The 25,174-nt window shown below is 70.3% G+C and carries 38 protein-coding genes; 37 read left to right on the top strand and 1 reads right to left on the bottom strand.

Features of this window, described 5'->3' with window-relative positions:
* Nucleotides 1-215: 215 nt before the first annotated feature.
* From tuf to truA, 34 genes are all read left to right on the top strand, one after another.
* Nucleotides 216-1,409 (top strand): elongation factor Tu, encoded by a 1,194-nt coding sequence (tuf, locus tag ACZ6PY_RS11465; RefSeq protein WP_091262807.1) that lies wholly within the window; start codon nt 216-218, stop codon nt 1,407-1,409.
* A 353-nt stretch (nt 1,410-1,762) separates the two neighbouring features.
* Nucleotides 1,763-2,071, top strand: a complete 309-nt coding sequence (gene rpsJ, locus ACZ6PY_RS11460; protein ID WP_007073037.1) for a 30S ribosomal protein S10 — start codon at nt 1,763-1,765, stop codon at nt 2,069-2,071.
* Between the two features lie 11 nt (nt 2,072-2,082).
* On the top strand, nt 2,083-2,748 hold the full coding sequence (rplC, locus tag ACZ6PY_RS11455; RefSeq protein ID WP_466071316.1) for a 50S ribosomal protein L3: 666 nt from the start codon (nt 2,083-2,085) through the stop codon (nt 2,746-2,748).
* A complete protein-coding gene (gene rplD / locus ACZ6PY_RS11450; RefSeq protein WP_466071314.1) occupies nt 2,745-3,395 on the top strand; it encodes a 50S ribosomal protein L4 in 651 nt (216 codons plus the stop codon). Before rplC ends, rplD begins: the two co-directional genes overlap by 4 nt.
* The gene (gene rplW / locus ACZ6PY_RS11445) at nt 3,392-3,694 is read left to right on the top strand and encodes a 50S ribosomal protein L23 (RefSeq protein WP_091317975.1); all 303 of its coding nucleotides are present in this window, start codon (nt 3,392-3,394) and stop codon (nt 3,692-3,694) included. The genes rplD and rplW overlap by 4 nt, the downstream gene beginning before the upstream one ends.
* A 12-nt stretch (nt 3,695-3,706) precedes the next feature.
* Nucleotides 3,707-4,546 carry a 50S ribosomal protein L2 gene (gene rplB, locus ACZ6PY_RS11440; RefSeq protein ID WP_262283037.1) on the top strand — a complete coding sequence of 280 codons (840 nt, stop codon included), beginning with the start codon at nt 3,707-3,709 and terminating at the stop codon, nt 4,544-4,546.
* A gap of 12 nt (nt 4,547-4,558) precedes the next feature.
* Nucleotides 4,559-4,840, top strand: coding sequence for a 30S ribosomal protein S19 (gene rpsS / locus ACZ6PY_RS11435; protein WP_007073032.1), 282 nt, complete (start codon nt 4,559-4,561; stop codon nt 4,838-4,840).
* A gap of 40 nt (nt 4,841-4,880) precedes the next feature.
* The gene (gene rplV, locus ACZ6PY_RS11430; RefSeq protein ID WP_154228719.1) at nt 4,881-5,354 is read left to right on the top strand and encodes a 50S ribosomal protein L22; all 474 of its coding nucleotides are present in this window, start codon (nt 4,881-4,883) and stop codon (nt 5,352-5,354) included.
* On the top strand, nt 5,354-6,223 hold the full coding sequence (gene rpsC, locus ACZ6PY_RS11425; protein ID WP_406040705.1) for a 30S ribosomal protein S3: 870 nt from the start codon (nt 5,354-5,356) through the stop codon (nt 6,221-6,223). Before rplV ends, rpsC begins: the two co-directional genes overlap by 1 nt.
* Before the next feature lie 3 nt (nt 6,224-6,226).
* Nucleotides 6,227-6,652: a 50S ribosomal protein L16 gene (rplP, locus tag ACZ6PY_RS11420; protein ID WP_007465292.1), complete on the top strand. Its 426-nt coding sequence runs from the start codon at nt 6,227-6,229 to the stop codon at nt 6,650-6,652.
* Nucleotides 6,652-6,888 (top strand): 50S ribosomal protein L29, encoded by a 237-nt coding sequence (gene rpmC, locus ACZ6PY_RS11415; RefSeq protein WP_007073028.1) that lies wholly within the window; start codon nt 6,652-6,654, stop codon nt 6,886-6,888. Before rplP ends, rpmC begins: the two co-directional genes overlap by 1 nt.
* A complete protein-coding gene (gene rpsQ, locus ACZ6PY_RS11410) occupies nt 6,885-7,160 on the top strand; it encodes a 30S ribosomal protein S17 (RefSeq protein ID WP_091262798.1) in 276 nt (91 codons plus the stop codon). Before rpmC ends, rpsQ begins: the two co-directional genes overlap by 4 nt.
* Nucleotides 7,161-7,257: 97 nt before the next feature.
* Nucleotides 7,258-7,626 carry a 50S ribosomal protein L14 gene (gene rplN, locus ACZ6PY_RS11405; protein WP_007073026.1) on the top strand — a complete coding sequence of 123 codons (369 nt, stop codon included), beginning with the start codon at nt 7,258-7,260 and terminating at the stop codon, nt 7,624-7,626.
* Nucleotides 7,623-7,943, top strand: a complete 321-nt coding sequence (gene rplX / locus ACZ6PY_RS11400) for a 50S ribosomal protein L24 (protein WP_192579888.1) — start codon at nt 7,623-7,625, stop codon at nt 7,941-7,943. Before rplN ends, rplX begins: the two co-directional genes overlap by 4 nt.
* A complete protein-coding gene (gene rplE, locus ACZ6PY_RS11395; RefSeq protein ID WP_091262796.1) occupies nt 7,943-8,512 on the top strand; it encodes a 50S ribosomal protein L5 in 570 nt (189 codons plus the stop codon). The genes rplX and rplE overlap by 1 nt, the downstream gene beginning before the upstream one ends.
* A gap of 1 nt (nt 8,513) precedes the next feature.
* Nucleotides 8,514-8,699 carry a type Z 30S ribosomal protein S14 gene (locus ACZ6PY_RS11390; protein WP_007073023.1) on the top strand — a complete coding sequence of 62 codons (186 nt, stop codon included), beginning with the start codon at nt 8,514-8,516 and terminating at the stop codon, nt 8,697-8,699.
* A 96-nt stretch (nt 8,700-8,795) separates the two neighbouring features.
* A complete protein-coding gene (rpsH, locus tag ACZ6PY_RS11385) occupies nt 8,796-9,203 on the top strand; it encodes a 30S ribosomal protein S8 (RefSeq protein ID WP_091426388.1) in 408 nt (135 codons plus the stop codon).
* A gap of 16 nt (nt 9,204-9,219) precedes the next feature.
* Nucleotides 9,220-9,762, top strand: a complete 543-nt coding sequence (rplF, locus tag ACZ6PY_RS11380; protein WP_466071312.1) for a 50S ribosomal protein L6 — start codon at nt 9,220-9,222, stop codon at nt 9,760-9,762.
* Nucleotides 9,759-10,148: a 50S ribosomal protein L18 gene (gene rplR / locus ACZ6PY_RS11375; RefSeq protein ID WP_151463669.1), complete on the top strand. Its 390-nt coding sequence runs from the start codon at nt 9,759-9,761 to the stop codon at nt 10,146-10,148. Before rplF ends, rplR begins: the two co-directional genes overlap by 4 nt.
* Before the next feature lie 33 nt (nt 10,149-10,181).
* Nucleotides 10,182-10,796: a 30S ribosomal protein S5 gene (gene rpsE / locus ACZ6PY_RS11370; protein WP_091262790.1), complete on the top strand. Its 615-nt coding sequence runs from the start codon at nt 10,182-10,184 to the stop codon at nt 10,794-10,796.
* Nucleotides 10,796-10,978 carry a 50S ribosomal protein L30 gene (gene rpmD / locus ACZ6PY_RS11365; RefSeq protein WP_013473693.1) on the top strand — a complete coding sequence of 61 codons (183 nt, stop codon included), beginning with the start codon at nt 10,796-10,798 and terminating at the stop codon, nt 10,976-10,978. The genes rpsE and rpmD overlap by 1 nt, the downstream gene beginning before the upstream one ends.
* Nucleotides 10,978-11,421 (top strand): 50S ribosomal protein L15, encoded by a 444-nt coding sequence (gene rplO / locus ACZ6PY_RS11360; RefSeq protein WP_466071310.1) that lies wholly within the window; start codon nt 10,978-10,980, stop codon nt 11,419-11,421. The genes rpmD and rplO overlap by 1 nt, the downstream gene beginning before the upstream one ends.
* A 233-nt stretch (nt 11,422-11,654) precedes the next feature.
* Entirely contained in the window at nt 11,655-12,980 is a 1,326-nt protein-coding gene (gene secY, locus ACZ6PY_RS11355; RefSeq protein ID WP_357938781.1) for a preprotein translocase subunit SecY, read from the top strand.
* Nucleotides 12,981-13,634: an adenylate kinase gene (locus ACZ6PY_RS11350; protein ID WP_151463666.1), complete on the top strand. Its 654-nt coding sequence runs from the start codon at nt 12,981-12,983 to the stop codon at nt 13,632-13,634. It abuts the gene before it with no gap.
* Nucleotides 13,635-13,723: 89 nt separating this feature from the next.
* On the top strand, nt 13,724-14,575 hold the full coding sequence (map, locus tag ACZ6PY_RS11345) for a type I methionyl aminopeptidase (RefSeq protein WP_466071308.1): 852 nt from the start codon (nt 13,724-13,726) through the stop codon (nt 14,573-14,575).
* A gap of 90 nt (nt 14,576-14,665) precedes the next feature.
* Complete coding sequence (locus ACZ6PY_RS11340) at nt 14,666-15,166, top strand: DUF1707 SHOCT-like domain-containing protein (RefSeq protein ID WP_466071306.1); 501 nt, start codon at nt 14,666-14,668, stop codon at nt 15,164-15,166.
* Between the two features lie 257 nt (nt 15,167-15,423).
* On the top strand, nt 15,424-15,645 hold the full coding sequence (gene infA / locus ACZ6PY_RS11335; protein WP_007073013.1) for a translation initiation factor IF-1: 222 nt from the start codon (nt 15,424-15,426) through the stop codon (nt 15,643-15,645).
* Between the two features lie 92 nt (nt 15,646-15,737).
* Nucleotides 15,738-15,851, top strand: a complete 114-nt coding sequence (gene rpmJ / locus ACZ6PY_RS11330; protein WP_043965539.1) for a 50S ribosomal protein L36 — start codon at nt 15,738-15,740, stop codon at nt 15,849-15,851.
* Nucleotides 15,852-16,116: 265 nt separating this feature from the next.
* The gene (gene rpsM, locus ACZ6PY_RS11325; RefSeq protein WP_091262776.1) at nt 16,117-16,497 is read left to right on the top strand and encodes a 30S ribosomal protein S13; all 381 of its coding nucleotides are present in this window, start codon (nt 16,117-16,119) and stop codon (nt 16,495-16,497) included.
* Nucleotides 16,498-16,515: 18 nt separating this feature from the next.
* Entirely contained in the window at nt 16,516-16,923 is a 408-nt protein-coding gene (gene rpsK / locus ACZ6PY_RS11320) for a 30S ribosomal protein S11 (RefSeq protein WP_076466649.1), read from the top strand.
* A 13-nt stretch (nt 16,924-16,936) separates the two neighbouring features.
* Nucleotides 16,937-17,563 (top strand): 30S ribosomal protein S4, encoded by a 627-nt coding sequence (gene rpsD, locus ACZ6PY_RS11315; RefSeq protein WP_262283046.1) that lies wholly within the window; start codon nt 16,937-16,939, stop codon nt 17,561-17,563.
* Between the two features lie 96 nt (nt 17,564-17,659).
* A complete protein-coding gene (locus tag ACZ6PY_RS11310) occupies nt 17,660-18,682 on the top strand; it encodes a DNA-directed RNA polymerase subunit alpha (RefSeq protein WP_091608828.1) in 1,023 nt (340 codons plus the stop codon).
* Nucleotides 18,683-18,716: 34 nt separating this feature from the next.
* On the top strand, nt 18,717-19,280 hold the full coding sequence (gene rplQ / locus ACZ6PY_RS11305; RefSeq protein ID WP_466071304.1) for a 50S ribosomal protein L17: 564 nt from the start codon (nt 18,717-18,719) through the stop codon (nt 19,278-19,280).
* A gap of 265 nt (nt 19,281-19,545) precedes the next feature.
* A complete protein-coding gene (gene truA, locus ACZ6PY_RS11300; RefSeq protein ID WP_466071302.1) occupies nt 19,546-20,379 on the top strand; it encodes a tRNA pseudouridine(38-40) synthase TruA in 834 nt (277 codons plus the stop codon).
* A 58-nt stretch (nt 20,380-20,437) separates the two neighbouring features.
* Here truA and ACZ6PY_RS11295 read toward each other — a convergent pair whose 3' ends face one another.
* The gene (locus ACZ6PY_RS11295; RefSeq protein ID WP_466071301.1) at nt 20,438-21,460 is read right to left on the bottom strand and encodes a hypothetical protein; all 1,023 of its coding nucleotides are present in this window, start codon (nt 21,458-21,460) and stop codon (nt 20,438-20,440) included.
* A gap of 377 nt (nt 21,461-21,837) precedes the next feature.
* Between ACZ6PY_RS11295 and ACZ6PY_RS11290 the strand changes: the two genes are divergently transcribed.
* Genes ACZ6PY_RS11290 through ACZ6PY_RS11280 form a run of 3 tightly spaced genes read left to right on the top strand, consistent with a single transcriptional unit; the run spans nt 21,838 to nt 25,145 of the window.
* Nucleotides 21,838-22,443, top strand: a complete 606-nt coding sequence (locus ACZ6PY_RS11290; protein WP_466072062.1) for a class I SAM-dependent methyltransferase — start codon at nt 21,838-21,840, stop codon at nt 22,441-22,443.
* Between the two features lie 41 nt (nt 22,444-22,484).
* Nucleotides 22,485-24,161, top strand: coding sequence for an ABC-F family ATP-binding cassette domain-containing protein (locus ACZ6PY_RS11285; protein ID WP_466071300.1), 1,677 nt, complete (start codon nt 22,485-22,487; stop codon nt 24,159-24,161).
* Between the two features lie 21 nt (nt 24,162-24,182).
* Nucleotides 24,183-25,145, top strand: a complete 963-nt coding sequence (locus tag ACZ6PY_RS11280; RefSeq protein WP_466071298.1) for an aldo/keto reductase — start codon at nt 24,183-24,185, stop codon at nt 25,143-25,145.
* Nucleotides 25,146-25,174: the final 29 nt, after the last annotated feature.

The raw sequence follows: 25,174 nt of genomic DNA, 5'->3' as shown, positions 1-25,174 counted from the left end.
CTGAGCTGATCCGTTGATCCGGGGCGGCCGCGGGAGGGTTCTCCCGCCCCGCGGCCACCTCGGTCGGATTGTGTGAATCCGGGCCTGTAGGCTTCATCGCCGCAGAACCCACAAAGGCTCTCCGGCCGTCAGGCCGGAAAGGCTGTCGACAGAGTCCTAAGCGCCGACCGGCGCACCGGGGCGAACGAACCAAGAAAGTCCACAGGAGGACACCAGTGGCGAAGGCGAAGTTCGAGCGGACTAAGCCGCACGTCAACATCGGCACCATTGGTCACATCGACCACGGTAAGACGACGCTGACGGCGGCCATCACCAAGGTCCTGCACGACCAGTTCCCGGACCTCAACCCGTACACGCCGTTCGACGAGATCGACAAGGCGCCGGAGGAGAAGGCCCGCGGCATCACGATCTCCATCGCGCACGTCGAGTACCAGACCGAGGCGCGTCACTACGCGCACGTCGACTGCCCCGGTCACGCCGACTACATCAAGAACATGATCACCGGTGCCGCGCAGATGGACGGCGCGATCCTGGTGGTGGCGGCGACCGACGGCCCGATGCCGCAGACCCGCGAGCACGTGCTGCTGGCCCGTCAGGTCGGTGTGCCGTACATCGTCGTGGCGCTCAACAAGAGCGACATGGTCGACGACGAGGAGCTCCTGGAGCTCGTCGAGCTCGAGGTCCGCGAGCTGCTCTCGTCGCAGGAGTACCCGGGTGACGACCTGCCGGTCGTCCGGGTCTCGGCGCTGAAGGCCCTCGAGGGTGACCCCGAGTGGACCGGCAAGCTCATGGACCTCATGAACGCTGTCGACACCGCGATCCCGCAGCCGGAGCGCGAGACCGAGAAGCCGTTCCTGATGCCGATCGAGGACGTGTTCACGATCACCGGTCGTGGCACCGTCGTCACCGGTCGCGCCGAGCGCGGCATCCTCAAGCCGAACGAGGAGGTGGAGATCGTCGGCATCCGCGAGAAGTCGATGAAGACCACCTGCACCGGCATCGAGATGTTCCGCAAGCTGCTCGACGAGGCCCGGGCCGGCGAGAACGTCGGTCTGCTCCTCCGCGGCATCAAGCGCGAGGACGTCGAGCGCGGCATGGTCGTCATCAAGCCGGGCACCACGACCCCGCACACGGAGTTCGAGGCGACGGTCTACATCCTCTCCAAGGAGGAGGGCGGCCGGCACACCCCGTTCTTCCAGAACTACCGTCCGCAGTTCTACTTCCGGACCACGGACGTCACCGGCGTCGTCACGCTGCCCGAGGGCACCGAGATGGTCATGCCGGGCGACAACACCACGATGTCCGTGAAGCTGATCCAGCCCATCGCGATGGAGGAAAACCTCAAGTTCGCGATCCGGGAGGGTGGCCGCACGGTCGGCGCTGGTCGCGTCACCAAGATCGTCAAGTGAGCTGGGTAACCCCGATTAGCGTCGCCGCCGGTCGTGCGGCATACTAGTCAGGTTGCGTAACGACGGTCAGTTACCTGCGTCCGGTTAACGCTGGACCTCCGGGTGACAGACAGTCTCGCGTAGGGTGGTTGATCGCCCCTGGCGGTCAACCACCCTCGCGCGGCGTCCAGGTCGCGGTCACCGCGATCGGCGCCATGACCCACCGCGTGGTCGGAAATCGCTCCGGAGTCCCGGGGCGGAGCCCGGCCCACGGGCGCGACACGCCCGACCGCGGGGGTCGGCGAAGTGGGCCTGTGCCAGCCGGTACAGGCGCCCGCAACACAGCGGCATCGAGAGAAGGAACAGAAGCCACCATGGCGGGACAGAAGATCCGCATCCGGCTCAAGGCCTATGACCACGAGGTCGTCGACTCCTCGGCTCGGAAGATCGTCGAGACGGTGACGCGTACCGGGGCGCAGGTCGCTGGCCCGGTGCCGCTGCCCACGGAGATCAACCGTTTCTGCGTTATCCGCTCGCCGCACAAGTACAAGGACTCGCGCGAGCACTTCGAGATGCGCACGCACAAGCGTCTGATCGACATCATCGACCCGACCCCGAAGACGGTCGACTCGCTCATGCGCCTCGACCTGCCGGCTGGCGTCGACATCGAGATCAAGCTGTAGGGACCGGACAAATGGACAGGCAAGTCAAGGGGATCCTGGGCGCAAAGCTCGGCATGACCCAGGTCTGGGACAACAACCGCGTTGTTCCCGTGACCGTGGTTCAGGCCGGCCCGTGCGTCGTGAGCCAGGTTCGTAGCGCCGACAAGGACGGTTACTCCGCGGTCCAGCTGGCGTACGGGGCCATCGACCCGCGCAAGGTCAAGAAGCCGATCGCCGGGCACTACGCCAAGGCGGACGTCGCGCCGCGCCGGCACATCGTCGAGCTGCGCACCTCCGACGCCGCGGACTACTCGCCGGGCCAGGAGGTCACGGTCGAGGAGTTCCCGGCCGGCGTGACCATCGACGTCACCGGCAAGACCAAGGGCAAGGGCTACGCCGGCCCGATGAAGCGGCACGGCTTCCACGGTCTGCGCGCCAGCCACGGTGTCGAGCGCAAGCACCGCTCGCCGGGCTCGATCGGCGCCTGCGCGACCCCGGGTCGCGTCTTCAAGGGCACCCGGATGGCGGGTCGGATGGGTGGCGTTCGCTACACCGTCCAGAACCTGACCGTCCAGGCGGTGGACACCGACAACAACCTCCTGCTCGTCCGCGGCGCCATTCCGGGCCCGAAGGGCGCGCTGGTCCTGGTCCGCACCGCGGCCAAGGCCAAGGTCAAGAAGGGCGGTGCGGCCAAGTGACCACCGTTGACGTCCTCAACGTCGAAGGCAACAAGGCCGGCTCCGTCGAGCTGCCCGCCGACATCTTCGACGCTCAGGCCAACATCCCGCTGATGCACCAGGTCGTGGTGGCTCAGCTGGCGGCGGCCCGGCAGGGCACGCACAAGACCAAGACCCGCGGCGAGGTCTCCGGTGGAGGCAAGAAGCCGTACAAGCAGAAGGGCACCGGTCGTGCCCGCCAGGGCTCGATCCGCGCGCCGCAGTTCGCCGGCGGTGGCGTGGTCCACGGCCCGGTGCCGCGCGACTACAGCCAGCGCACCCCGAAGAAGATGAAGGCCGCCGCCCTGCGTGGCGCCCTCTCCGACCGGGCGCGCGCCGGCCAGATGCACGTCGTCGAGGCGTTCGTCTCGGGCGAGAAGCCGTCGACCAAGGCCGCGCTGGCCACGCTGGCGAAGCTGACCGAGGCCCGTCGGGTCCTGGTCGTGCTGAGCAGCACCGACGAGCTGAACTGGGTGTCGCTGCGCAACGAGCCGCGCGTGCACCTGATCGAGGCCGGCCAGCTCAACACGTACGACGTGCTGGTGGCCGACGACGTGGTCTTCACGAAGGAGGCCCTGGACGAGTTCCTGGGCGTTCCCGCCGAGACCACCGAGGAGGGTGGCAAGTGAGCACGATCGCCGATCCGCGCGACATCATCGTCGCCCCGGTCGTCTCGGAGAAGAGCTACAGCGAGCTGAACCGGAACTGGTACACCTTCCTGGTGCACCCGGACGCCAACAAGACCGAGATCAAGATCGCTATCCAGCAGATCTTCAACGTCCGCGTCCTGACGGTCAACACGCTCAACCGCGAGGGCAAGCGCAAGCGCACCAAGACCGGCTTCGGTCAGCGCAAGTCCACCAAGCGGGCGATCGTGAAGCTGGCTGACGGTGACCGTATCGAGGCCTTCGGCGGCCCGGTCAGCTGAGGGGTGTAGACAATGGCTATCCGTAAGTACAAGCCGACGACGCCGGGCCGGCGTGGCTCGAGCGTCGCCGACTTCGCCGAGATCACCCGGTCGACGCCTGAGAAGTCGCTGCTGGCTCCGCTGCCGAAGAAGGGCGGACGCAACGCCCACGGCCGGATCACCACGCGTCACCACGGTGGCGGCCACAAGCGGCAGTACCGTCTGATCGACTTCAAGCGGGTCGACAAGGACGGCGTGCCGGCGAAGGTCGCGCACATCGAGTACGACCCGAACCGCACCGCGCGCATCGCGCTGCTGCACTACGCCGACGGCGAGAAGCGCTACATCATCGCGCCGAAGGACCTGAAGCAGGGCGACCGGGTGGAGTCGGGGCCGAGCGCCGACATCAAGCCGGGCAACAACCTGCCGCTGCGCAACATCCCGGTCGGTACCACCATCCACAACGTGGAGCTGCGTCCGGGCGGCGGCGCCAAGCTGGCCCGCTCGGCCGGCGTCGGCATCCAGCTGCTCGGCCGTGAGGGCGTGTACGCGACCCTCCGCATGCCGTCCGGTGAGATCCGGCGGGTCGACGTGCGCTGCCGCGCCAGCATCGGCGAGATCGGCAACGCCGACCAGTCGAACATCAACTGGGGTAAGGCCGGCCGGATGCGGTGGAAGGGCAAGCGCCCGACCGTCCGTGGTGTGGCCATGAACCCGGTGGACCACCCGCACGGTGGTGGTGAGGGTAAGACCTCCGGTGGTCGCCACCCGGTCAACCCGCAGGGTAAGCCCGAGGGCCGCACCCGTCGTAAGGGCCAGCCGAGCGACCGGCTGATCGTCCGCCGCCGCTACGCCACGCGTAAGCGCGGCTGAGGGAGATAAGACATGCCTCGCAGCCTGAAGAAGGGCCCGTTCGTCGACGACCACCTGCTCAAGAAGGTGGAGACGCAGAACGACAAGGGCTCGAAGAACGTCATCAAGACCTGGTCGCGTCGCTCGACGATCATCCCGGAGATGCTGGGTCACACGATCGCCGTGCACGACGGACGCAAGCACGTCCCGGTCTTCGTGACCGAGGCCATGGTCGGGCACAAGCTCGGCGAGTTCGCGCTGACCCGCACGTTCAAGGGTCACGAGAAGGACGACCGGAAGAGCCGCCGGCGCTGACGCCGCGGGCATACGGATAGAGGAACAAGGGGTTACAGCGATGCCAGGAAAGGGCGACGCTCCGGTGCTTCCGGGCGCGCGGGCGGTTGCGCGGCACGTGCGCATCTCGCCGATGAAGGCGCGCCGGGTGGTCAACCTCGTCCGCGGCCTGCCCGCGAAGGAGGCGCTCACGGTGCTGCAGTTCGCGCCGCAGGCTGCGAGCGAGCAGGTGTACAAGGTGCTCGCGAGCGCGATCGCCAACGCGGAGAACAACGAGCGGCTGGACCCCGATGCGCTGCTCGTCAGCGAGGCGTTCGTCGACGAGGGCCCGACGATGAAGCGGTTCCGGCCGCGGGCGCAGGGCCGGGCGTACCGGATCCGCAAGCGGACCTGCCACATCACCGTGGCGGTCGAGGCGGTCGCGCCGGCCGCGCCGAAGAAGTCGGCGAAGAAGGCCCAGGCGCAGACGAAGGCCGAGGCGACCAGCCAGGCCGGAGCGGCTGAGGGGCAGAGCACGACGGAAGGTGCCGAGTAATGGGTCAGAAGGTTCACCCCACTGGGTTCCGGCTCGGCATCTCGACCGACTGGAAGTCCCGCTGGTTCGCGGACAAGCTCTACAAGGACTACATCGGCGAGGACGTCAAGATCCGCCGGATGATGTCCAAGGGCCTCGAGCGTGCCGGCATCTCCAAGGTCGACATCGAGCGCACCCGGGACCGGGTCCGCGTCGACATCCACACCGCCCGGCCGGGCATCGTCATCGGCCGTAAGGGTGCGGAGGCCGACCGGATCCGCGGCGAGCTGGAGAAGCTCACCGGCAAGCAGGTCCAGCTGAACATCATCGAGGTGAAGAACCCCGAGTCGGACGCGCAGCTGGTCGCCCAGGGCGTCGCCGAGCAGCTGTCCAGCCGGGTCAGCTTCCGTCGGGCCATGCGCAAGGCGATGCAGTCCGCGATGAAGAACCCGGTCTGCAAGGGCATCCGGGTGCAGGTGTCGGGCCGTCTCGGCGGCGCCGAGATGAGCCGGACCGAGTTCTACCGCGAGGGCCGGGTCCCGCTGCACACGCTGCGGGCCAACATCGAGTACGGCTTCTTCGAGGCCCGTACCACCTTCGGCCGGATCGGCGTGAAGGTCTGGATCTACAAGGGTGACGCCGTCCCGGGCCGGGAGGCTCCGGCCGAGGCCGGTCCGTCCCGCCCGCGCCGTGACCGCGGTGACCGCCCCGAGCGGCCGCGCCGTGGCCGGTCGGGTTCGTCGGGCACGACCGCCGGTGGCACCGAGGCCGGCCGGGCTGCCGCGACCACCATCGCGCAGCAGGCCGAGACGCCGAGCGGCGAGCCGGTTGACGCCGGCGCCGTCGCCGCGGCCGCCACTCAGCCGGCAGAAACGCAGCAGGAGGGCTGACAGATGCTGATGCCGCGCAAGCCCCCGAAGGGCTTCCGCAAGCCGCACCACCCGGACCGCAGTGGCGCGTCCAAGGGCGGTAACCGGGTGGTGTTCGGCGAGTTCGGGATCCAGGCTCTCGAGCCGGCCTACGTGACCAACCGCCAGATCGAGTCGGCGCGTATTGCGATGACCCGTCACATCAAGCGTGGCGGCAAGGTCTGGATCACGATCTTCCCGGACCAGGCCCTCACCAAGAAGCCGGCGGAAACCCGCATGGGTTCCGGTAAGGGTTCGCCCGAGTGGTGGGTCGCCAACGTCAAGCCGGGGCGGGTTCTCTTCGAGATGTCCTTCCCCAACGAGCAGATCGCGCGAGAGGCGATGCGTCGCGCGATCCACAAGCTCCCGATGAAGTGCCGCATTGTTACGCGCGAAGTGGGTGAATCCTGATGGCAGCGGGCGTCAAGGCCTCCGAGCTGCGTGAGCTCTCCGAGGAGGAGCTGGTCACGAAGCTGCGCGAGGCGAAGGCGGAGCTGTTCAACCTCCGCGTGCAGGCCGCAACCGGGCAGCTGGACAACAACCGGCGGCTGCAGGTCATCCGTCGGGAGATCGCCCGGATCTACACGATCATGCGTGAGCGTGAGCTGGGTCTCTCGGCCGCGCCGACTGAGGTGACTGCATCATGAGTGAGAACACGACCGCCGCCGCGCGGGCCCGTCGCAAGGTTCGCGAGGGCCTCGTGGTCAGCGACAAGATGGAAAAGACCGTCGTGGTCGAGGTCGAGGACCGGGTCAAGCACGCGCTGTACGGCAAGATCATGCGCCGGACCAGCAAGCTGAAGGTCCACGACGAGCAGAACTCGGCCGGCATCGGCGACCGGGTCCTGATCATGGAGACCCGGCCGCTGTCCGCGACCAAGCGGTGGCGGCTCGTGGAGATCCTCGAGAAGGCCAAGTAGCGAAGGCTCGAGCTCGGCCGGGTTCGGTCGGGCGCAGGTTCCGCCAGGCTCCGGCCGCCCCCGGCGGCCGGAGAACCGGCAGACATAGGAGATAGACGTGATTCAGCAGGAGTCGCGACTGCGCGTCGCCGACAACACGGGTGCCCGGGAGATCCTGTGCATCCGGGTTCTCGGTGGCTCCGGTCGGCGCTACGCGAGCATCGGCGACGTCATCGTGGCCACGGTCAAGGACGCGATCCCCGGTGCCGGTGTGAAGAAGGGCGACGTCGTCAAGGCCGTCGTCGTTCGCACCGCCAAGGAGAAGCGGCGGCCGGACGGCTCGTACATCCGCTTCGACGAGAACGCCGCCGTCATCATCAAGGACGGTGGGGACCCGCGCGGTACCCGCATCTTCGGCCCGGTGGGCCGGGAGCTGCGGGACAAGCGGTTCATGAAGATCATCTCTCTCGCGCCGGAGGTGTTGTGACCGTGAAGGTCAAGAAGGGCGACACGGTCGTCGTCATCGCCGGCAAGGACAAGGGTGCCAAGGGCAAGGTCATCGCGGCCTACCCGCGGCAGGACAAGGTCCTGGTCGAGGGCGTGAACCGGGTCAAGAAGCACACTCGCATCAGCACCACCCAGCGTGGCGCCAAGACCGGTGGCATCGTCACCCAGGAGGCCCCGATCCACGTCTCGAACGTGCAGGTCCTGGACTCCGACGGCAAGCCGACCCGCGTCGGTTACCGGGTGGACGACAACGGCCAGAAGGTCCGCATCGCGCGTAGCACCGGTAAGGACCTCTGATGACCACGGCTACCGAAACCAAGACCCTGCCGCGCCTCAAGGAGCGGTACCGCAACGAGGTCGTGGCGAAGCTGCAGGAGCAGTACAACTACGGCAACCCCATGCAGGTGCCCGGGCTCGTCAAGATCGTCGTCAACATGGGCGTCGGCGAGGCCGCTCGGGACGCCAAGCTGATCGACGGCGCCGTCCGCGACCTGGCCACGATCACCGGTCAGAAGCCGCTGGTGCGGCGGGCGACCAAGTCCATCGCGCAGTTCAAGCTGCGTGAGGGCATGCCGATCGGCGCCAAGGTCACCCTGCGGGGCGACCGGATGTGGGAGTTCCTGGACCGGCTGCTCTCGATCGCGCTGCCGCGTATCCGCGACTTCCGCGGCCTGGACGGGCGCAAGCTCGACGGCCACGGCAACTACACGTTCGGTCTGACCGAGCAGTCGGTGTTCCACGAGATCGACCAGGACAAGATCGATCGCCAGCGGGGCATGGACATCACGGTGGTCACGACCGCCACGACCGACGACGAGGGCCGGGCGCTGCTCAAGCTCCTGGGCTTCCCGTTCAAGGAGAACTGAGATGGCCAAGAAGGCGCTGATCCTCAAGGCGGCCGCGAAGCCGAAGTTCTCGGTTCGCGCGTACACCCGCTGCCAGCGGTGCGGGCGTCCGAAGGCGGTCTACCGCAAGTTCGGTCTCTGCCGGGTGTGCATCCGGGAGATGGCCCACCGCGGTGAGCTGCCCGGCGTGTCCAAGGCTTCCTGGTAATAGCCCGGCGCGCTTCGCGCGTCAGCTGAACTGTCTCTTCGCCGTAGGCCCCGGGCCTGGCCCGGGGAACCCCGGCGAGAAAGGTTGACGAATTTCATGACGATGACCGACCCGATCGCAGACATGCTCACGCGTCTGCGCAACGCCAACCAGGCGTACCACGACCGGGTGACGATGCCCTACTCGAAGATCAAGGCGAACATCGCCGAGGTCCTCAAGGCCGAGGGTTACATCGCCACCTGGGCCGTCGAGGAGCCCGAGGAGGGCGCCGTCGGCAAGCGACTGGTCGTCGAGCTGAAGTACGGCCAGAACCGGGAGCGGAGCCTGGCCGGCATCAAGCGTGTGTCCAAGCCCGGTCTCCGGGTGTACGCCAAGTCGGACGGGCTCCCGCGGGTGCTCGGCGGGCTGGGCGTGGCGATCATTTCGACGTCCCAGGGGCTGCTGACCGACCGGCAGGCCCGCAAGCGGAGCGTTGGCGGGGAAGTCCTCGCCTTCGTCTGGTAACGGGAGACAGGTAGAAATGTCGCGTATTGGACGTAAGTCGATCCCGGTGCCAGCCGGCGTCGACGTCACCATCGACGGCCAGACCGTCAAGGTCAAGGGCCCCAAGGGCGAGCTGAGCCACGTACTGGCCGAGCCGATCACGGCGGAGCGGGGCGAGGACGGCACGCTGCACGTCAACCGGCCCAACGACGAGCGCAAGGCCAAGGAGCTGCACGGCCTGAGCCGTACGCTGGTGGCCAACATGATCGTCGGCGTGACCGAGGGCTACCGCAAGAGCCTCGAGATCGCCGGCACCGGTTACCGCGTGACCGCCAAGGGCAAGGACCTCGAGTTCGCCCTCGGCTTCTCGCACCCGGTGCTGGTTCCGGCCCCGGAGGGCATCACCTTCACGGTGGAGCGGCCGACGCTGTTCCACGTGGCCGGCATCGACAAGCAGCAGGTCGGCGAGGTCGCCGCCAACATCCGGAAGATCCGCCCGCCGGAGCCCTACAAGGGCAAGGGCGTGAAGTACCAGGGCGAGGTCATCCGCCGCAAGGCTGGAAAGGCAGGTAAGAAGTGAGCGCCACGCTGCTCAAGCGCCGCCGCGGCGTCGCCGCCAAGCGGGCCGTCGGGCGTGCGCGCCGGCACTTCCGGGTCCGCAAGAACGTCAGCGGCACCACCGAGCGTCCCCGCCTGGTCGTCACCCGCTCCCTGCGGCACATCGTCGCCCAGATCGTGGACGACACCAAGGGTCACACCCTGGCGTCGGCCTCGACCATGGACGCCTCGCTGCGCGGCGCCGAGGGCGACAAGAGCGCCCTGGCCGGCAAGGTCGGCGCCCTGCTCGCCGAGCGCGCCAAGGCCGCCGGCGTCTCGAAGGTCGTCTTCGACCGCGGTGGCAACCGGTACGCGGGGCGGGTCGCCGCGCTTGCCGCAGCCGCCCGCGAAGCCGGGCTCGAGTTCTAGAAACCCCGTCACGAGAGAGAAGGAAGGCTGCTGATGCCAGGTCAACAGCGCCGTGGCGGCGGGTCCGGTGGCAACGAGGGTGGTCGCCGCGACAACCGCCGTGAGGGCGGCCGCGGAAACGCGCCCGTCGAGAAGACCCCGCACCTCGAGCGGGTCGTCGCGATCAACCGCGTCGCCAAGGTCGTGAAGGGTGGTCGTCGCTTCAGCTTCACCGCCCTGGTGATCGTGGGCGACGGCGACGGCACCGTCGGTGTGGGCTACGGAAAGGCCAAGGAGGTGCCCGCGGCGATCGCCAAGGGTGTCGAGGAGGCCAAGAAGCACTTCTTCAAGGTGCCGCGGATCGGCCAGTCGATCCCGCACCCGGTGCAGGGCGAGGACGCGGCCGGTGTGGTGCTGCTCAAGCCGGCCTCGGCCGGTACGGGTGTCATCGCCGGCGGTCCGGTCCGTGCCGTGCTGGAGTGCGCGGGCATCCACGACGTGCTCTCCAAGAGCCTCGGCTCGTCGAACCCGATCAACATCGTGCACGCCACGGTGGCGGCCCTGAAGGCGCTCGAGTCGCCGGAGCAGGTCGCGGCCCGTCGTGGTCTGCCGGTCGAGGACGTCGCGCCGGCCGCCATGCTGGCGTCGCGGGCGGGGGTGGCGTCCTGATGGCACGCCTGAAGGTCACCCAGGTCCGGTCCGAGATCGGGACCAAGAAGAACCAGCGTGACTCGCTGCGTTCGCTCGGTCTCAAGCGGATCAACGACGTGGTGGTCAAGGAGGATCGGCCGGAGATCCGGGGCATGATCTTCACGGTCAACCACCTCGTGAAGGTCGAGGAGGTCGAGTAATGACGATCAAGGTGCACCACCTGCGCCCGGCGCCCGGGGCCAAGACCGACAAGACCCGGGTGGGTCGCGGTGAGGGCTCGAAGGGCAAGACCGCCGGTCGCGGTACCAAGGGTTCCAAGGCCCGGAAGAACATCTCGGCGGCGTTCGAGGGTGGGCAGATGCCCATCCACATGCGCCTGCCGAAGCTGAAGGGCTTCAAGAACAAGTTCAAGGTCGTCTTCCAGGTGGTGAACCTGGACCGGCTCGCCGAGCTCTTCCCGAACGGCGGCCAGGTCGGCCCGGTCGAGCTGGCCGAGGCCGGTGCGGTCCGCAAGGGCCACCCGGTCAAGGTGCTCGGCACCGGCGACCTCGGCGGTGTGGCGCTCCAGGTGTCGGCGCACGCGTTCAGCGCGTCGGCCAAGGAGAAGATCACCGCGGCCGGCGGCTCGGTCACCGAGCTGTAAGGCACTCATGGCGCCCGCTCAGTTGTCCGCAACTGGGCGGGCGCCGTGCTCTACCTGGCGAATGTGCGCCGGGTAACATCGGATTCGTTTTATGTAGCCGGGCGCATCTGCCCGGACCCGGGTCGGGCTGTTAGAGTCCCTTCCCAGCTATGGATATCGGGCGCTCCGCCCGGCACCCACCCCGCTCCGCCAGGGATCATCACCGGCGGCCCGCGTCGCGCAGGAGGAAGAAGTTGCTGTCCGCCTTTCTCAGTGCGTTCCGTACGCCTGACCTGCGCAAGAAGCTGCTGTTCACAGTAGGCATCATCGCGGTCTACCGGCTGGGCGCCACGCTGCCCAGCCCGGGTGTGTCGTACGGCAACGTGCAGAAGTGCCTCGACACCGTCCAGGGCGGCACCGGTGTGCTGGGCCTGCTGGACCTCTTCTCCGGTGGCGCGCTGCTCCAACTCTCGGTCTTCGCGCTGGGCATCATGCCCTACATCACCGCGTCGATCATCCTGCAGCTGCTGACCGTGGTCATTCCGCGTCTGGAGCAGCTCCGCAAGGAGGGGCAGGCCGGCCAGGCGAAGATCACCCAGTACACCCGCTACCTGACGCTGGGCCTGGGCATCCTCCAGTCCTCGGCGTTCGTGGCGCTGGCGCGCTCGGGTCAGCTCTTCAACAACCAGTGCGACCAGTTCCCGATCGTCCCGCGGGGCACCGGCATCCCGGACTGGCTGACGCTGACGATCCTGGTCATGACGATGACCGCCGGCACCGGCATGGTGATGTGGCTCGGTGAGCTGATCACCGACCGGGGTGTCGGCAACGGCATGTCCGTGCTGATCTTCACCTCGATCGCGGCCCGGCTCCCCAGCGAGGGCTGGAAGATCAAGACCACCAAGGGCTGGGGGATGTTCCTCCTCGTCATCGCCCTGGTCCTGCTGGTCATCACCGCGGTCACCTTCATCGAGCAGGCGCAGCGCCGGATTCCGGTGCAGTACGCCAAGCGCATGATCGGCCGGCGGATGTACGGCGGCACGTCCACCTACATCCCGCTCAAGGTGAACCAGGCCGGCGTCATCCCGGTCATCTTCGCCTCGTCGCTGCTCTACCTGCCGCAGCTCGCGCTCCAGTTCTTCGACCAGAACAACCCGGGGAAGACCCAGGCCTGGATCCAGAACCACATCGTGAAGGCCGCCGCGCCGGAGCACATCGCGATCTACTTCCTCCTGATCATCTTCTTCACGTACTTCTACGTGTCGATCACGTTCAACCCGACCGAGGTCGCGGACAACATGAAGAAGTACGGCGGCTTCGTGCCGGGCATCCGCCCCGGCAAGCCGACCGCCGAGTACCTCGACTTCATCCTCAGCCGGATCACCCTGCCGGGCGCGCTCTACCTGGGCATCGTCGCGATCCTGCCGAACTTCTTCTTCATCTGGCTCGACAACCAGCAGTTCCAGAACTTCCCGTTCGGCGGCACCGCTGTGCTCATCATGGTCGGCGTCGGTCTGGAGACCGTGAAGCAGATCGAGAGCCAACTCATGCAGCGGAACTACGAAGGGTTCCTGCGGTAGATGCGACTCGTTCTGGTTGGCCCGCCGGGCGCGGGCAAGGGCACACAGGCGGAGTTCATCGCCGCCCACCTCTCGGTGCCCAAGATCTCGACCGGTGACATCTTCCGGGCCAACGTCTCCCAGGGCACGCCGCTGGGGGTCGAGGCGAAGCGGTACATGGACGCCGGCAAGCTGGTGCCGGACGAGGTCACCATCAACATGGTGCGGGACCGGCTCGCCGAGCCGGACGCCGGCGAGGGTTTCCTCCTCGACGGCTTCCCGCGCACGACCCCGCAGGCCGCCGCGCTGGACAAGCTCCTGGCCGACCTCGGCACGGCGCTGGACCTGGTGCTGGAGCTGGTCGTCGACGACGACGAGGTGATCCGGCGGCTCTCCGGCCGGCGCACCTGCCGGGGCTGCGGCAAGATCTGGCACGTCGAGTTCGACGCCACCACCCGCGAGGGTGTCTGCGACCGGTGTGGCGCCGAGCTGTTCCAGCGGGACGACGACAAGCCGGAGACCATCGCGGCCCGGCTGCGGGAGTACGCCGAGAAGACCGCGCCGCTCGTCGACTACTACGGCGCCCAGGGCAAGCTCGTCGGCATCGACGCGACCGGCCCGGTGGAGGACGTCACCGTCCGCGCCATCGACGCCCTTCGGTCGTACGGCGGCTGACGTCCCGCCGGACCTCGGCGGATAGAGTGCGAACAGCGGGGTACGTGCGACGTGCCCCGCTGTTCCGCGCAACGAAAGGTATCGCCTCCATGCGTCGTCCCCAGCTGGACATCCAGCTGAAGACCCCCGAGCAGATCGAGCTGATGCGGGCCGCCGGTCTGGTGGTCGCCCGTGCGCTGCGCCGGATGCGGGAGGCGGTCGCCCCCGGCGTCAGCACCGCCGATCTCGACGCGATCGCCGAGGCCACCATCCGGGAGGCCGGCGCGGTCCCGTCGTTCAAGGGCTACCACGGCTTTCCGGCGTCGATCTGCTCGTCGGTCAACGAGCAGGTGGTGCACGCCATCCCGTCACCCGAGCAGGTCCTCCGCGAGGGCGACCTCATCTCGATCGACTGCGGCGCGGTGCTCGACGGTTGGCACGGCGACGCGGCCATCACGGTCGGCGTCGGCGAGGTCGAGCCGGCCCTGCTGAAGATGGCCGCGGTCGCCGAGGACGCCATGTGGGCCGGCATCGCCGCGGCCGCGCGGGGCGCCGCGAGCCGGAAGGGCCGGCTCACCGACATCTCCCACGCGGTCGAGACCGCGGTCCGCAAGGGCGGCCGGTACGGCATCGTCGACGGCTACGGCGGGCACGGCATCGGCACCGAGATGCACCAGGACCCGCATGTGCTGAACCACGGGCGCCCGGGCAAGGGCCCGCGTCTGGTGCCGGGCATGGCGCTGGCCATCGAGCCGATGATCACCATGGGCTCCGCGCGTACGGTCGAGCTGGCCGACGGCTGGACCGTGGTCACCCGCGACCGGTCGATGGCGGTGCACGTCGAGCACTCGATGGCGCTGCTGGACGACGGCGTCTGGGTGCTGACCGCCGAGGACGGCGGCCGGGCCCGGCTCGGCGACCTGGTCACCGCACGCCAGCCCGCCGACTCGCCGGCCGTCTGACCGGAGACGGTCCGCTCGGGCGGCCCGGGACTCCCCGTCCCGCCCGCGGGCGGTACCCCGCGCTGGCGAGACGGTGTCATGCTTGCCGGCATGGACGGGCGGAGCGGAATGCGGGCGGCCGACGCCGACCGGGAGGCCACGGCGGAGCGGCTCCGGGTGGCGCTGGAGGAGGGCCGGCTCGGCCTGCACGAGTACGACGAGCGGCTGGCCCGGGCGTACGGCGCCAAGACCTACGCCGACCTGGACGAGGTGGTGGCCGACCTGCCCGGCCCGGCGCCGGCGCAGCGCTCCGCGGTGGCGCCCGCGCCGCCACCCCCGGCACCGGTGACCGGGGACGGCGGGCCGGTGGCCGGGGCCGCGCGATCCCGGCTGCTCGGGCTGTGGACGCCGTGGCTGCGGGTGGCCGGGATCATCGTCCCGATCTGGGTCCTCGTTTCGATCGGCTCCCGGGACCTGGCGCACTTCTGGCCGGCCTGGGTCCTCGGGCCGTGGGGCGCCCTGCTGGTGATGCATTCGGTGGGGCTCATCGGCAGCGGCCATCCGGGGCACCCGGGCCGACCCCGTCGCCGGGAGCGGCGCGGCCGGCGCTGACCGCTTGTCTGTGGCGGTGGTCACAGCGGGCGCGGGATGTGCTCCGGTCGGGTGACCGGCCGGGCGGCCGGTTTGGCGACGGCGCGCAGGCGGGCGTACACTTTCAGATCGGCGCACAGCGTCCACTCCGGCATGCCCACCCTGCGCTTCGGTGGGAGTCGGAGCCGCGGCTGGCTCGGGCTCGGCGACTCCTCGCCGGAGCCCGTGTAAGACGTTGTGGGCCGTCCGGAGCAACCGACGTCAGGACAGCGGAGGACATGCCGAAAAAAGACGGAGCCATCGAGATCGAGGGTCGGGTCATCGAGCCCCTGCCGAACGCCATGTTCCGGGTGGAGCTCGCGAACGGCCACAAGGTGCTGGCTCACATCAGCGGCAAGATGCGGCAGCACTACATCCGCATCCTGCCGGAGGACCGGGTCGTCGTCGAGCTCTCGCCGTACGACCTGACCCGCGGGCGCATCGTCTACCGCTACAAGTAAGCCTGACGACGGCCGGGACGTCCCCGTGTCCGTCTTCGACGTCCGGGTCGCGCATCGTCGCGTCTCCGGGCCAGATGGGAAGTAAGGCAACCGTGAAGGTCAAGCCGAGCGTCAAGAGGATCTGCAACAAGTGCCGGGTGATCCGCCGGCACGGCCGGGTCATGGTCATTTGTTCTGACCCGCGCCACAAGCAGCGCCAGGGCTGAACCGTTCCCGCCGACCGTGACGAGCGGCGGCGGAACCGGCCCGGGTTCGCAGATCCCGCACACACATCACCAGCTCGTCCCAGCCGCGAGCGGTACGCAGCGCGTACTTCCTCGTGGTTGACCCCCGGTCGGAGGCCGGGGCCCGCTCGGGCAGCGACCGATCCCGGTCGCCGGCGCTGAACGCGCCGGAAGGACAGGGACGGTCGGTAGCGGGATGGGACGGGTCCACACCTCCGCCACAACATCACGAGGAGTACGCCCGCACATGGCACGTCTAGTCGGCGTGGACCTCCCCCGCGACAAGCGGATGGAGATCGCGCTCACCTACATCTTCGGGGTCGGTCGCACCCGCGCCCTGGAGACGCTCGCCGCCACCGGCATCTCGCCGGACAAGCGCGCTCGGGACCTCACGGACGAGGAGCTCGTGCAGCTCCGCGACCACATCGAGGCCAACTACCAGGTTGAAGGTGACCTTCGCCGCGAGGTCGCCGCCGACATCCGCCGCAAGGTCGAGATCGGCTGCTACGCGGGCATCCGGCACCGCCGGGGCCTGCCCGTCCGTGGCCAGCGGACCAAGACCAACGCGCGGACCCGCAAGGGCCCGAAGCGGACCGTGGCCGGCAAGAAGAAGCCCGGCAAGAAGTAACTAGGAGCGCACAGACTTATGCCACCGAAGGCTCGTGCCGGAGCCGCCGTCAAGAAGGTCCGGCGCAAGGAACGCAAGAACGTCGCCCACGGGCAGGCGCACATCAAGAGCACCTTCAACAACACCATCGTGTCCATCACGGACCCGACCGGTGCGGTCATCTCCTGGGCCTCCGCGGGCCAGGTGGGCTTCAAGGGCTCGCGCAAGTCGACCCCGTTCGCCGCGCAGCTGGCCGCCGAGGCCGCCGCGCGCCGGGCCATGGATCACGGCATGCGCAAGGTCGACGTGTTCGTCAAGGGCCCCGGCTCCGGCCGGGAGACCGCCATCCGTTCGCTGCAGGCCGTCGGGCTGGAGGTCGGGCAGATCTCCGACGTCACCCCGCAGCCGCACAACGGGTGCCGTCCGCCGAAGCGTCGTCGGGTCTGAGAGGTAGAGAGAGATGGCTCGTTACACCGGTGCTGACTGCCGCCGTTGCCGGCGGGAGAAGATGAAGCTGTTCCTCAAGGGCAGCAAGTGCGATGGCCCGAAGTGCCCGTTCGAGTCCCGGCCGTTCCCGCCCGGGCAGCACGGCCGCGGCCGCACCAAGGAGACGGAGTACCTGCTCCAGCTCCGTGAGAAGCAGAAGGCTCGCCGGGTCTACGGCGTGCTGGAGAAGCAGTTCCGCGGTTACTACGAGGAGGCCGTGGGCAAGCAGGCGAAGACCGGTGAGGTCCTCCTGCAGATCCTCGAGTCGCGGCTGGACAACGTGGTCTACCGGGCCGGCTACGCCGGTTCCCGGGACATGGCCCGCCAGCTGGTCAAGCACGGTCACTTCACGGTGAACGGCAAGAAGGTCGACATCCCGTCGTACCGCGTCAAGGAGCACGACATCATCGAGGTGCGGGAGAAGAGCAAGCAGCTCACCCCGTTCGTGGTGGCGCAGGCTCAGGCCGGTTCGCGGTCGGTTCCGGCCTGGCTCGAGGCGATTCCCAGCCAGATGAAGATCCTCGTGCACTCGCTCCCGGCCCGCCAGGTGATCGACACCCAGGTCCAGGAGCAGCTGATCGTCGAGCTCTACTCCAAGTAAGGGCTCGTTGCGGTGGCCCGCCCTCCGGGGCGGGCCACCGGAACAGTTTGTGTCGTGGGCGTCATATAGCGGGCGCCCCGGAAGAGAAGAGAAAAGATGCTCATCAGCCAGCGACCGTCTCTCTCCGAAGAGTCGATCAACGAGACCCGTTCCCGGTTCACCATCGAGCCGCTGGAGCCGGGCTTCGGCTACACCCTGGGCAACTCGCTGCGGCGCACGCTGCTGTCGTCCATCCCGGGTGCGGCGGTCACCTCGATCAAGATCGACGGTGTCCTGCACGAGTTCACCACCATCCCCGGTGTCAAGGAGGACGTGGTCGAGCTCGTCATGAACATCAAGGAGCTCTGCGTCAGCTCCGAGCACGACGAGCCGGTCAGCATGTACCTGCGCAAGCAGGGCCCGGGCGACGTGACCGCCGGTGACATCCAGCCCCCGGCCGGTGTCTCGGTGCACAACCCGGACCTGAAGCTCGCCACGTTGAACGGCAAGGGCCGGCTCGACATGGAGCTGACCGTCGAGCGGGGTCGTGGCTACGTCACGGCGGCGCAGAACAAGCAGTCGGGTGCCGAGATCGGCCGGATCCCGGTCGACTCGATCTACTCGCCGGTGCTCAAGGTGACCTACCGGGTCGAGGCGACCCGTGTCGAGCAGCGGACCGACTTCGACCGGCTGATCATCGACGTCGAGACCAAGCCGTCGATGGGCCCGCGCACCGCGCTGGCCTCGGCCGGCTCGACGCTGGTGGAGCTGTTCGGGCTGGCCCGTGAGCTGGACGAGACCGCCGAGGGCATCGACATCGGGCCGTCCCCGCAGGACGCCCAGCTGGCGGCCGACCTGGCCCTGCCGATCGAGGAGCTGGACCTCACCGTCCGCTCCTACAACTGCCTCAAGCGCGAGGGCATCAACTCCGTTGGTGAGCTGATCGGGCGTACCGAGGCCGACCTCCTCGACATCCGCAACTTCGGCCAGAAGTCGATCGACGAGGTCAAGATGAAGCTCGCCGGGATGGGCCTGGGGCTGAAGGACTCGGCTCCGAACTTCGACCCGGCGCACGTCGTGGACGCCTTCGGCGAGGCCGACTACGACACCGACGACTACCGCGAGACCGAGCAGCTCTAGTCCGCGCTGCCGCCACACCTGAGGAGCACCAAGCATGCCCACGCCCACCAAGGGCCCCCGCCTCGGCGGCAGCCCCGCGCACGAGCGGCTGATGCTGGCCAACCTGGCCACCGCGCTGTTCCAGCACGGCAAGATCCAGACCACCGAGACGAAGGCCCGGCGGCTGCGTCCGCTGGCCGAGCAGCTGATCACCAAGGCCAAGCGCGGCGACCTCGCCGCGCGGCGTCGGGTGCTCGGCGTCGTCAAGGACAAGGACGTGGTCTACGCCCTGTTCGACCAGATCGCGCCCCGGTACGCCAACCGCAACGGTGGCTACACCCGGATCGTGAAGACCGGTCCGCGCAAGGGTGACGCCGCTCCGATGGCGATCATCGAGCTGGTGGAGGAGCTTCAGGTCGCCGAGCCCAAGGCGAACAAGAAGACCGCCGCCCGCAAGGCCGCCCAGCAGGACAAGGTCGAGGCCCTGGCCCCGGCCGAGGAGGCCCCGCGCTCCAGCGAGGCCGCCGACCAGGACGCCGAGGCCCCGGTCTCGGCCTCCGGTGACACCGCCGAGGCCCGCGAGGACAGCGACGAGGCCACCGAGAACGACAAGGCCTGAGCGTAGGCCGCATCGTCGGGGCCCGGGCCCCCCCCCGGGGGGGGGGGGGCCCCCCCCCCGGGGGGGGCCCGGGGGGGCGGCCGGGGCGCCGGGGGGGGGGCCTCGAGTGACACCGCCCCCCAATATACCGCGGGGGCCCCCCCCCCCGCCGCCCCCCACCCCCCCCCCCCCCCCCCCGGCCCCCCGGGGGGGGGGGCCCCCCGGGCGGGGGGCCCCCCCCCCCCGGGGGGGGCCCCCCCCCCCCGACGCCATGAGGAGGTACGAGGTGGACGAGCGGATCCGGCTGCGGCTGGACGTCTCGTACGACGGCACCGATTTCTCCGGCTGGGCCGCCCAGCCCGCCCGGCGCACGGTCGCCGGGGTGCTCATGGAGACCCTGGACCTGGTCCTCGGCGTGGGCACCGCGACCGGTCTCACCGTGGCCGGCCGCACCGACGCCGGCGTGCACGCCACCGGGCAGGTCTGCCACCTCGACCTGCCGGCCGAGGTGTGGCGGCAGTACGACGGGAGGCTGCTGCGGCGGCTGGCCCGGCTGCTCCCACCCGACGTGCGGGTGCGGGCGATGACCGAGGTGCCGGCCGACTTCGACGCCCGCTTCTCGGCCACGTTCCGCCGCTACGAGTACCGCGTGACCGACGCGCCGTGGGGCGCCGAGCCGCTGCGCCGCACCGACACCCTCGCCTGGCCGAAGCCGCTGGACCTGGCGGCGCTGAACGCCGCCGCGGCCGGTCTGGTGGGTGAGCACGACTTCGCCGCGTACTGCCGGCGCAAGGAGAACGCCACCACGCTGCGCGAGGTGACCCGGCTGGACTGGCGGCGCGAGCCGGACGGCGTCCTGGTCGCCACGGTGCAGGCCGACGCGTTCTGCCAGAACATGGTGCGCAGCCTGGTCGGCGCCATGCTGGTGGCCGGCGACGGCCGCCGGCCGGTCGCGTGGCCGGCGGGCCTGCTGGACCGCCGGGAACGCGCCAGCGAGGTGACCGTGGCGCCCGCGCACGGGCTGGCCCTGGTCGAGGTCGGCTACCCGGCCGACCCCGCCGAGTACGCCCGCCGCGCCGACTTCACCCGCCGGCTCCGGGTGCCGGTGGCCGAGGGCTGACCACAGCGGAACGGCCCGCCGCCCCCGGGACGGGAACGACGGGCCGTGTTGGGCGGGCTCAGTTGCGGGTGCCGTCCTGGCCGGCGGTGCCCTCGCTCGGGCCGTCGGTGGGCTGGCTGGCCACCCCGCCGCTGGCCCGGCGCTCCAGCACGCCCCGGTTCAGGTAGACCTCGATCATGTCGTACAGGATGTCCCGGGCCTTCGTGTCGCCGGAGCTGATTCGTTCCCCGTCGGCCCGGGTGACGACGCAGTAGGCGAGGTAGTGGCCGCGGACCTGCCAGCCGACCCGGGCGGCGGCCGTGGCCACGACCTCGGTGTCCTTGTCCGCCGCCATGCCGCGGAACCGGCCCTGCCGTTCGTCCAGCATCGGGCGGATCCGGTCGCGCGCCCGCTGGGCGCTGGCCACGTCGGTCAGGTTGAACAGGCCGGCGGTGAGCAGGTGGTCGCCGTCGGGGGAGCGGAGGGTGGCCCGGACGACCTGGTTGCAGCCGAGGCGCACCAGCAGGTCGGCGATCTCGCCGGTGGCCGCGACCGCGCAGCTGCCGCTGGAGTGCGTCTTCAGCACCCGGTACGCCGGCTGCCCGTCGGCCACCACGAGCTGCTGGCCGGGGAAGACCTCCTTGGCGGTGAGCGCCGACTGGTCGGTGTCCCGGGAGTCCAGGTCGGTGCCGTCGGCGGCGGCGGACTGCTCCACCACCGGCTGGCTGCTCTGCTGGCTGGCCGGTGGCGTGACGGTCCGGTCCTCCAGGAGGGCCGCGACGGCCAGCCCGGTGAGGGCGAGCAGCATCAGCACGGCGGCGCCGCCGATCAGCACCTGCCAGGCCCGGCCGCCGCGCCGGCGATCGGCCCGGCGGGACCGGGTCAGGTCCAGCGGATCGGTGGTCCGGGCGATCGGGTCGGCCGGCGTCGACGTCGTGGCGGTCGACGCCGCGTGGGTCGACGGCGCGTGGGTCGACGGCGCGTGGGCCGACGGCGCGTGGGCCGACGGCGCGTGGGTCGACGCCGGCCTCGGCGCGGCGGCCGGCGTCGGCTGCGGCGTCGGTGGCGCGGGCGGCGGCACGGCCGGAGTGGGCTGCGGCACGGGAGCGGGCTCCCGTGGCGGGGCGGGCCGGCTCGGCGCCGGAGCCGGAGCCGGGGGCGCCGGGGCCGGCGCCCGGGCGACGTCGGCGGCCGGCCGGGTGGGCCGGACCGGTGGCGGCAGCGACGGGGTGGGGAAGCGGGACGGCGAGGGACCCGCAGGCGGAGCCGCCGCTTCCCCGGGCACCGACGGGTCCGACCCGGGCCGCGGGTACTCCAGGAAGGCGTCCTCATCGGACTCGTACCGATACACCATGTTGGCTACAGTAGGGGCCATTGTCCCTTTCGTGGGTAATATCGGCAAAATCTAGCGGAGTGGCGTTTCGTCCTGCGCGCCGCACCGTCGGGGCGCCGCTCCCGGGCGGTGCGACAATGCCCGACGTGACCGGCGACCACTACTTCACCGCTGAACCCGCGACCCCCGCCCAGCCCCGCGAGGTCGAGTTCTCCGTCGCCGGGCGCGACTACACCCTCGCCTCGTCCGCCGGCGTCTTCTCCGCCGCCCGGCTGGACCCCGGCACCGCGGTGCTGCTGCGCAAGGCCGACCTGCCGGCGTACGACGCCACCGGCCCGCTGCTCGACGTCGGATGCGGCTTCGGGCCGATCACCTGCGTGCTGGCCAGCAGCGCGCCGGCCGCCACCGTCTGGGCGGTCGACGTCAACCAGCGGGCCCGCGACCTCACCGCCGCCAACGCCGCCCGGGTCGGTGCCGCCGACCGGGTCCGGGTGGCCGCACCCGACGACGTACCCGCCGACGTCGCCTTCGCGGAGATCTGGTCCAACCCGCCCATCCACATCGGCAAGGCGGAGCTGCACGAGCTGCTGCGGCGCTGGCTGCCCCGGCTCACCCCGGACGGGGTCGCCTGGCTGGTCGTCGCCCGGCACCTCGGTGGCGACTCGCTGCACCGCTGGCTGGTCGAGCAGGGCTGGCAGGTCGAGCGGCACGCCAGCCAGAAGGGCTACCGGGTGCTCCGGGTCACCCGGTAATCCGGTGTCGCCCGCCCCCGTCCCTCGGGGAGGATGCCCGCGTGGGATACGTGGACGTGGCAGGGGTCGGGCACATCCTCCCGGACGGCCGGGAACTCTTCGCCGGGGTGTCGTTCCGGGTCGGTGAGGGCGCCAAGGTGGCGCTCGTCGGCCCCAACGGCGCCGGCAAGACCACCCTGCTGCGCATGGTGGCCGGCGACCTGCCGGTGAAGACCGGCGCCGTCGCCCGCGCCGGCGGCCTCGGCGTGATGCGCCAGTTCATCGGCATGATCGGTGACGAGTCGACCCTCGCCGACCTGGCGCTGTCGCTCGCCCCGCCCGCGCTGCGCGACGCCGGCCGCCGCCTCGCCGACACCGAGGCGGCCATGCGGGCGGCCGAGGTCCGCGGCAAGTACAGCAGCGCCGCCGGCAAGGCGCAGCTCGCGTACGCGGACGCGCTGGCCGCCTGGGGCGAGACCGGCGGGTACGACGCCGAGGTGCTCTTCGACACCGTCGCCACCATCGTCCTCGACCTGCCCTGGGACGCCGCCCGGGAGCGCCCGGTGCGGACCCTCTCCGGCGGCCAGCAGAAGCGGTTCGCGCTGGAACTGCTGCTCCGCGGCCCGGACGAGGTGCTCCTCCTCGACGAGCCCGACAACTTCCTCGACGTGCCCGGCAAGCGCTGGCTGGAGGCCCGGCTGCGCGAGTCCGGCAAGTCCGTGCTCTACGTCTCGCACGACCGGGAACTGCTCGCCCAGACCGCCGACCGGGTGGTCGCCGTGGAGGGCGGCAGCGCCTGGGTGCACCCGGGCGGCTTCGCGAGCTGGCACGAGGCGCGGGTGGCCCGGCACGCCCGACTCGACGAACTGCGCCGCCGCTGGGACGAGGAGCACCAGAAGCTGCGCGAGCTGGTGCTCATGTACAAGCAGAAGGCCGCGTACAACGACGGGATGGCCTCCCGCTACCAGGCCGCCCAGACCCGGCTGCGCAAGTTCGAGGAGGCGGGGCCGCCGCCCGTACCCCCGAAGGACCAGGACATCCGGATGCGCCTGACCGGCGGGCGGACCGGGAAACGCGCGGTGATCGCCGAGCAGCTCGAACTGGACGGCCTGACCTATCCCTTCGAGCTGGAACTCTGGTACGGCGACCGGGTCGCGGTGCTCGGCGCGAACGGGACCGGGAAGTCGCACTTCCTGCGCCTGCTCGCCCGCGGCGGCACCGACCCGGACCCGGCCAACATCCCGGTCGACGGGGCGAAGCTGGCGCCCGTCGCGCACGGCGGGGCCGTACGCCTCGGCGCCCGGGTCCGGCCCGGCCACTTCTCGCAGACCCACGACCGGCCCGAGCTGATGGAGAAGACGCTCGTCGACATCCTGTGGCGGGGCGACGAGCACCGGGCCGGCATGGACCGGCACGCGGCCATGGCCGCGCTGTCCCGCTACGAGCTGGCCGGGCAGGGCGACCAGCGGTTCGGCACCCTCTCCGGCGGCCAGCAGGCGCGCTTCCTCGTGCTGCTGCTGGAGCTGTCCGGGGCGACCCTGCTGCTGCTCGACGAGCCGACCGACAACCTCGACCTGGCCTCCGCCGAGGCCCTCGAAGCGGGGCTGGAGGCGTTCGCCGGGACGGTGGTGGCGGTCACCCACGACCGGTGGTTCACCCGCTCCTTCGACCGGTTCGTGCTGTTCCGCGGCGACGGCGAGGTGGTGGAGACCCCGGAGCCGGTCTGGGACGTCGGGTGAGGGTGCGCCGACCGGCATAGGGTGGATCTCGTGACTGAGATGACCTACCGCCGGCTCGGCGACTCCGGACTCGTGGTGTCCGTCGTCGGCATCGGCTGCAACAACTTCGGCCGCAAGCTCGACCTCGACGGCACCCGCGCGGTCGTGGACGCCGCGCTCGACGCCGGGATCAACTTCTTCGACACCGCCGACATCTACGGTGAGCCGCAGGGCAGCTCCGAGGAACTGCTCGGGCAGGCGCTCAAGGGCCGCCGGGACGACGTGGTGGTCGCCACCAAGTTCGGCATGGACATGCACGGGTTGAACGGGCCGGACCACGGCGCCCGGGGCGCCCGCCGCTACATCGCCCGGGCGGTCGAGGCGTCCCTGCGCCGCCTCGACACCGACCACATCGACCTCTACCAGATGCACGAGCCCGACCCGGGCACCCCGATCGACGAGACCCTCGCCGCGCTGGACGACCTGGTCACCGCCGGCAAGGTGCGCTACCTCGGCAACTCGAACTTCGCCGGGTGGCAGATCGCCGACGCCGACTGGACCGCCTCCTCGCAGGGCCGCACCCGCTTCATCTCCGCGCAGAACCACTACTCCCTGCTGGAGCGGAGCGTCGAGGCCGAGGTGATCCCGGCGTGCGAGCGGTTCGGCCTCGGCATGCTGCCGTTCTTCCCGCTGGCCAACGGCCTGCTCACCGGCAAGTACAAGCGGGACGAGGCCCCGCCCGCCGGCAGCCGGCTCTCCGGCGGCGGCCGGTACGCCGCGCGCCTCGCGGCCGCCGACTGGGACACCATCGAGGCCATCGAGGCGTACGCGGCCGAGCGCGGGATCAGCATGCTCCAGGTGGCCATCGGCGGGCTCGCCGCCCGGCCCGCGGTGACCTCGGTGATCGCCGGCGCCACCACGCCCGAGCAGGTACGCGCCAACGCCGAGGCGGGCACCTGGCAGCCCACCGACGAGGACCTCGACACCCTCGACGCGATCCTCTGACCAACCCTCCGTCGCCCCGCCGCCCCGCC

This window comes from Micromonospora sp. NPDC048907 (genome assembly GCF_055586885.1).
The sequence above is the reverse complement of the archived record's forward strand: the minus strand, read 5'-3'. Positions and strand labels throughout refer to the sequence as shown.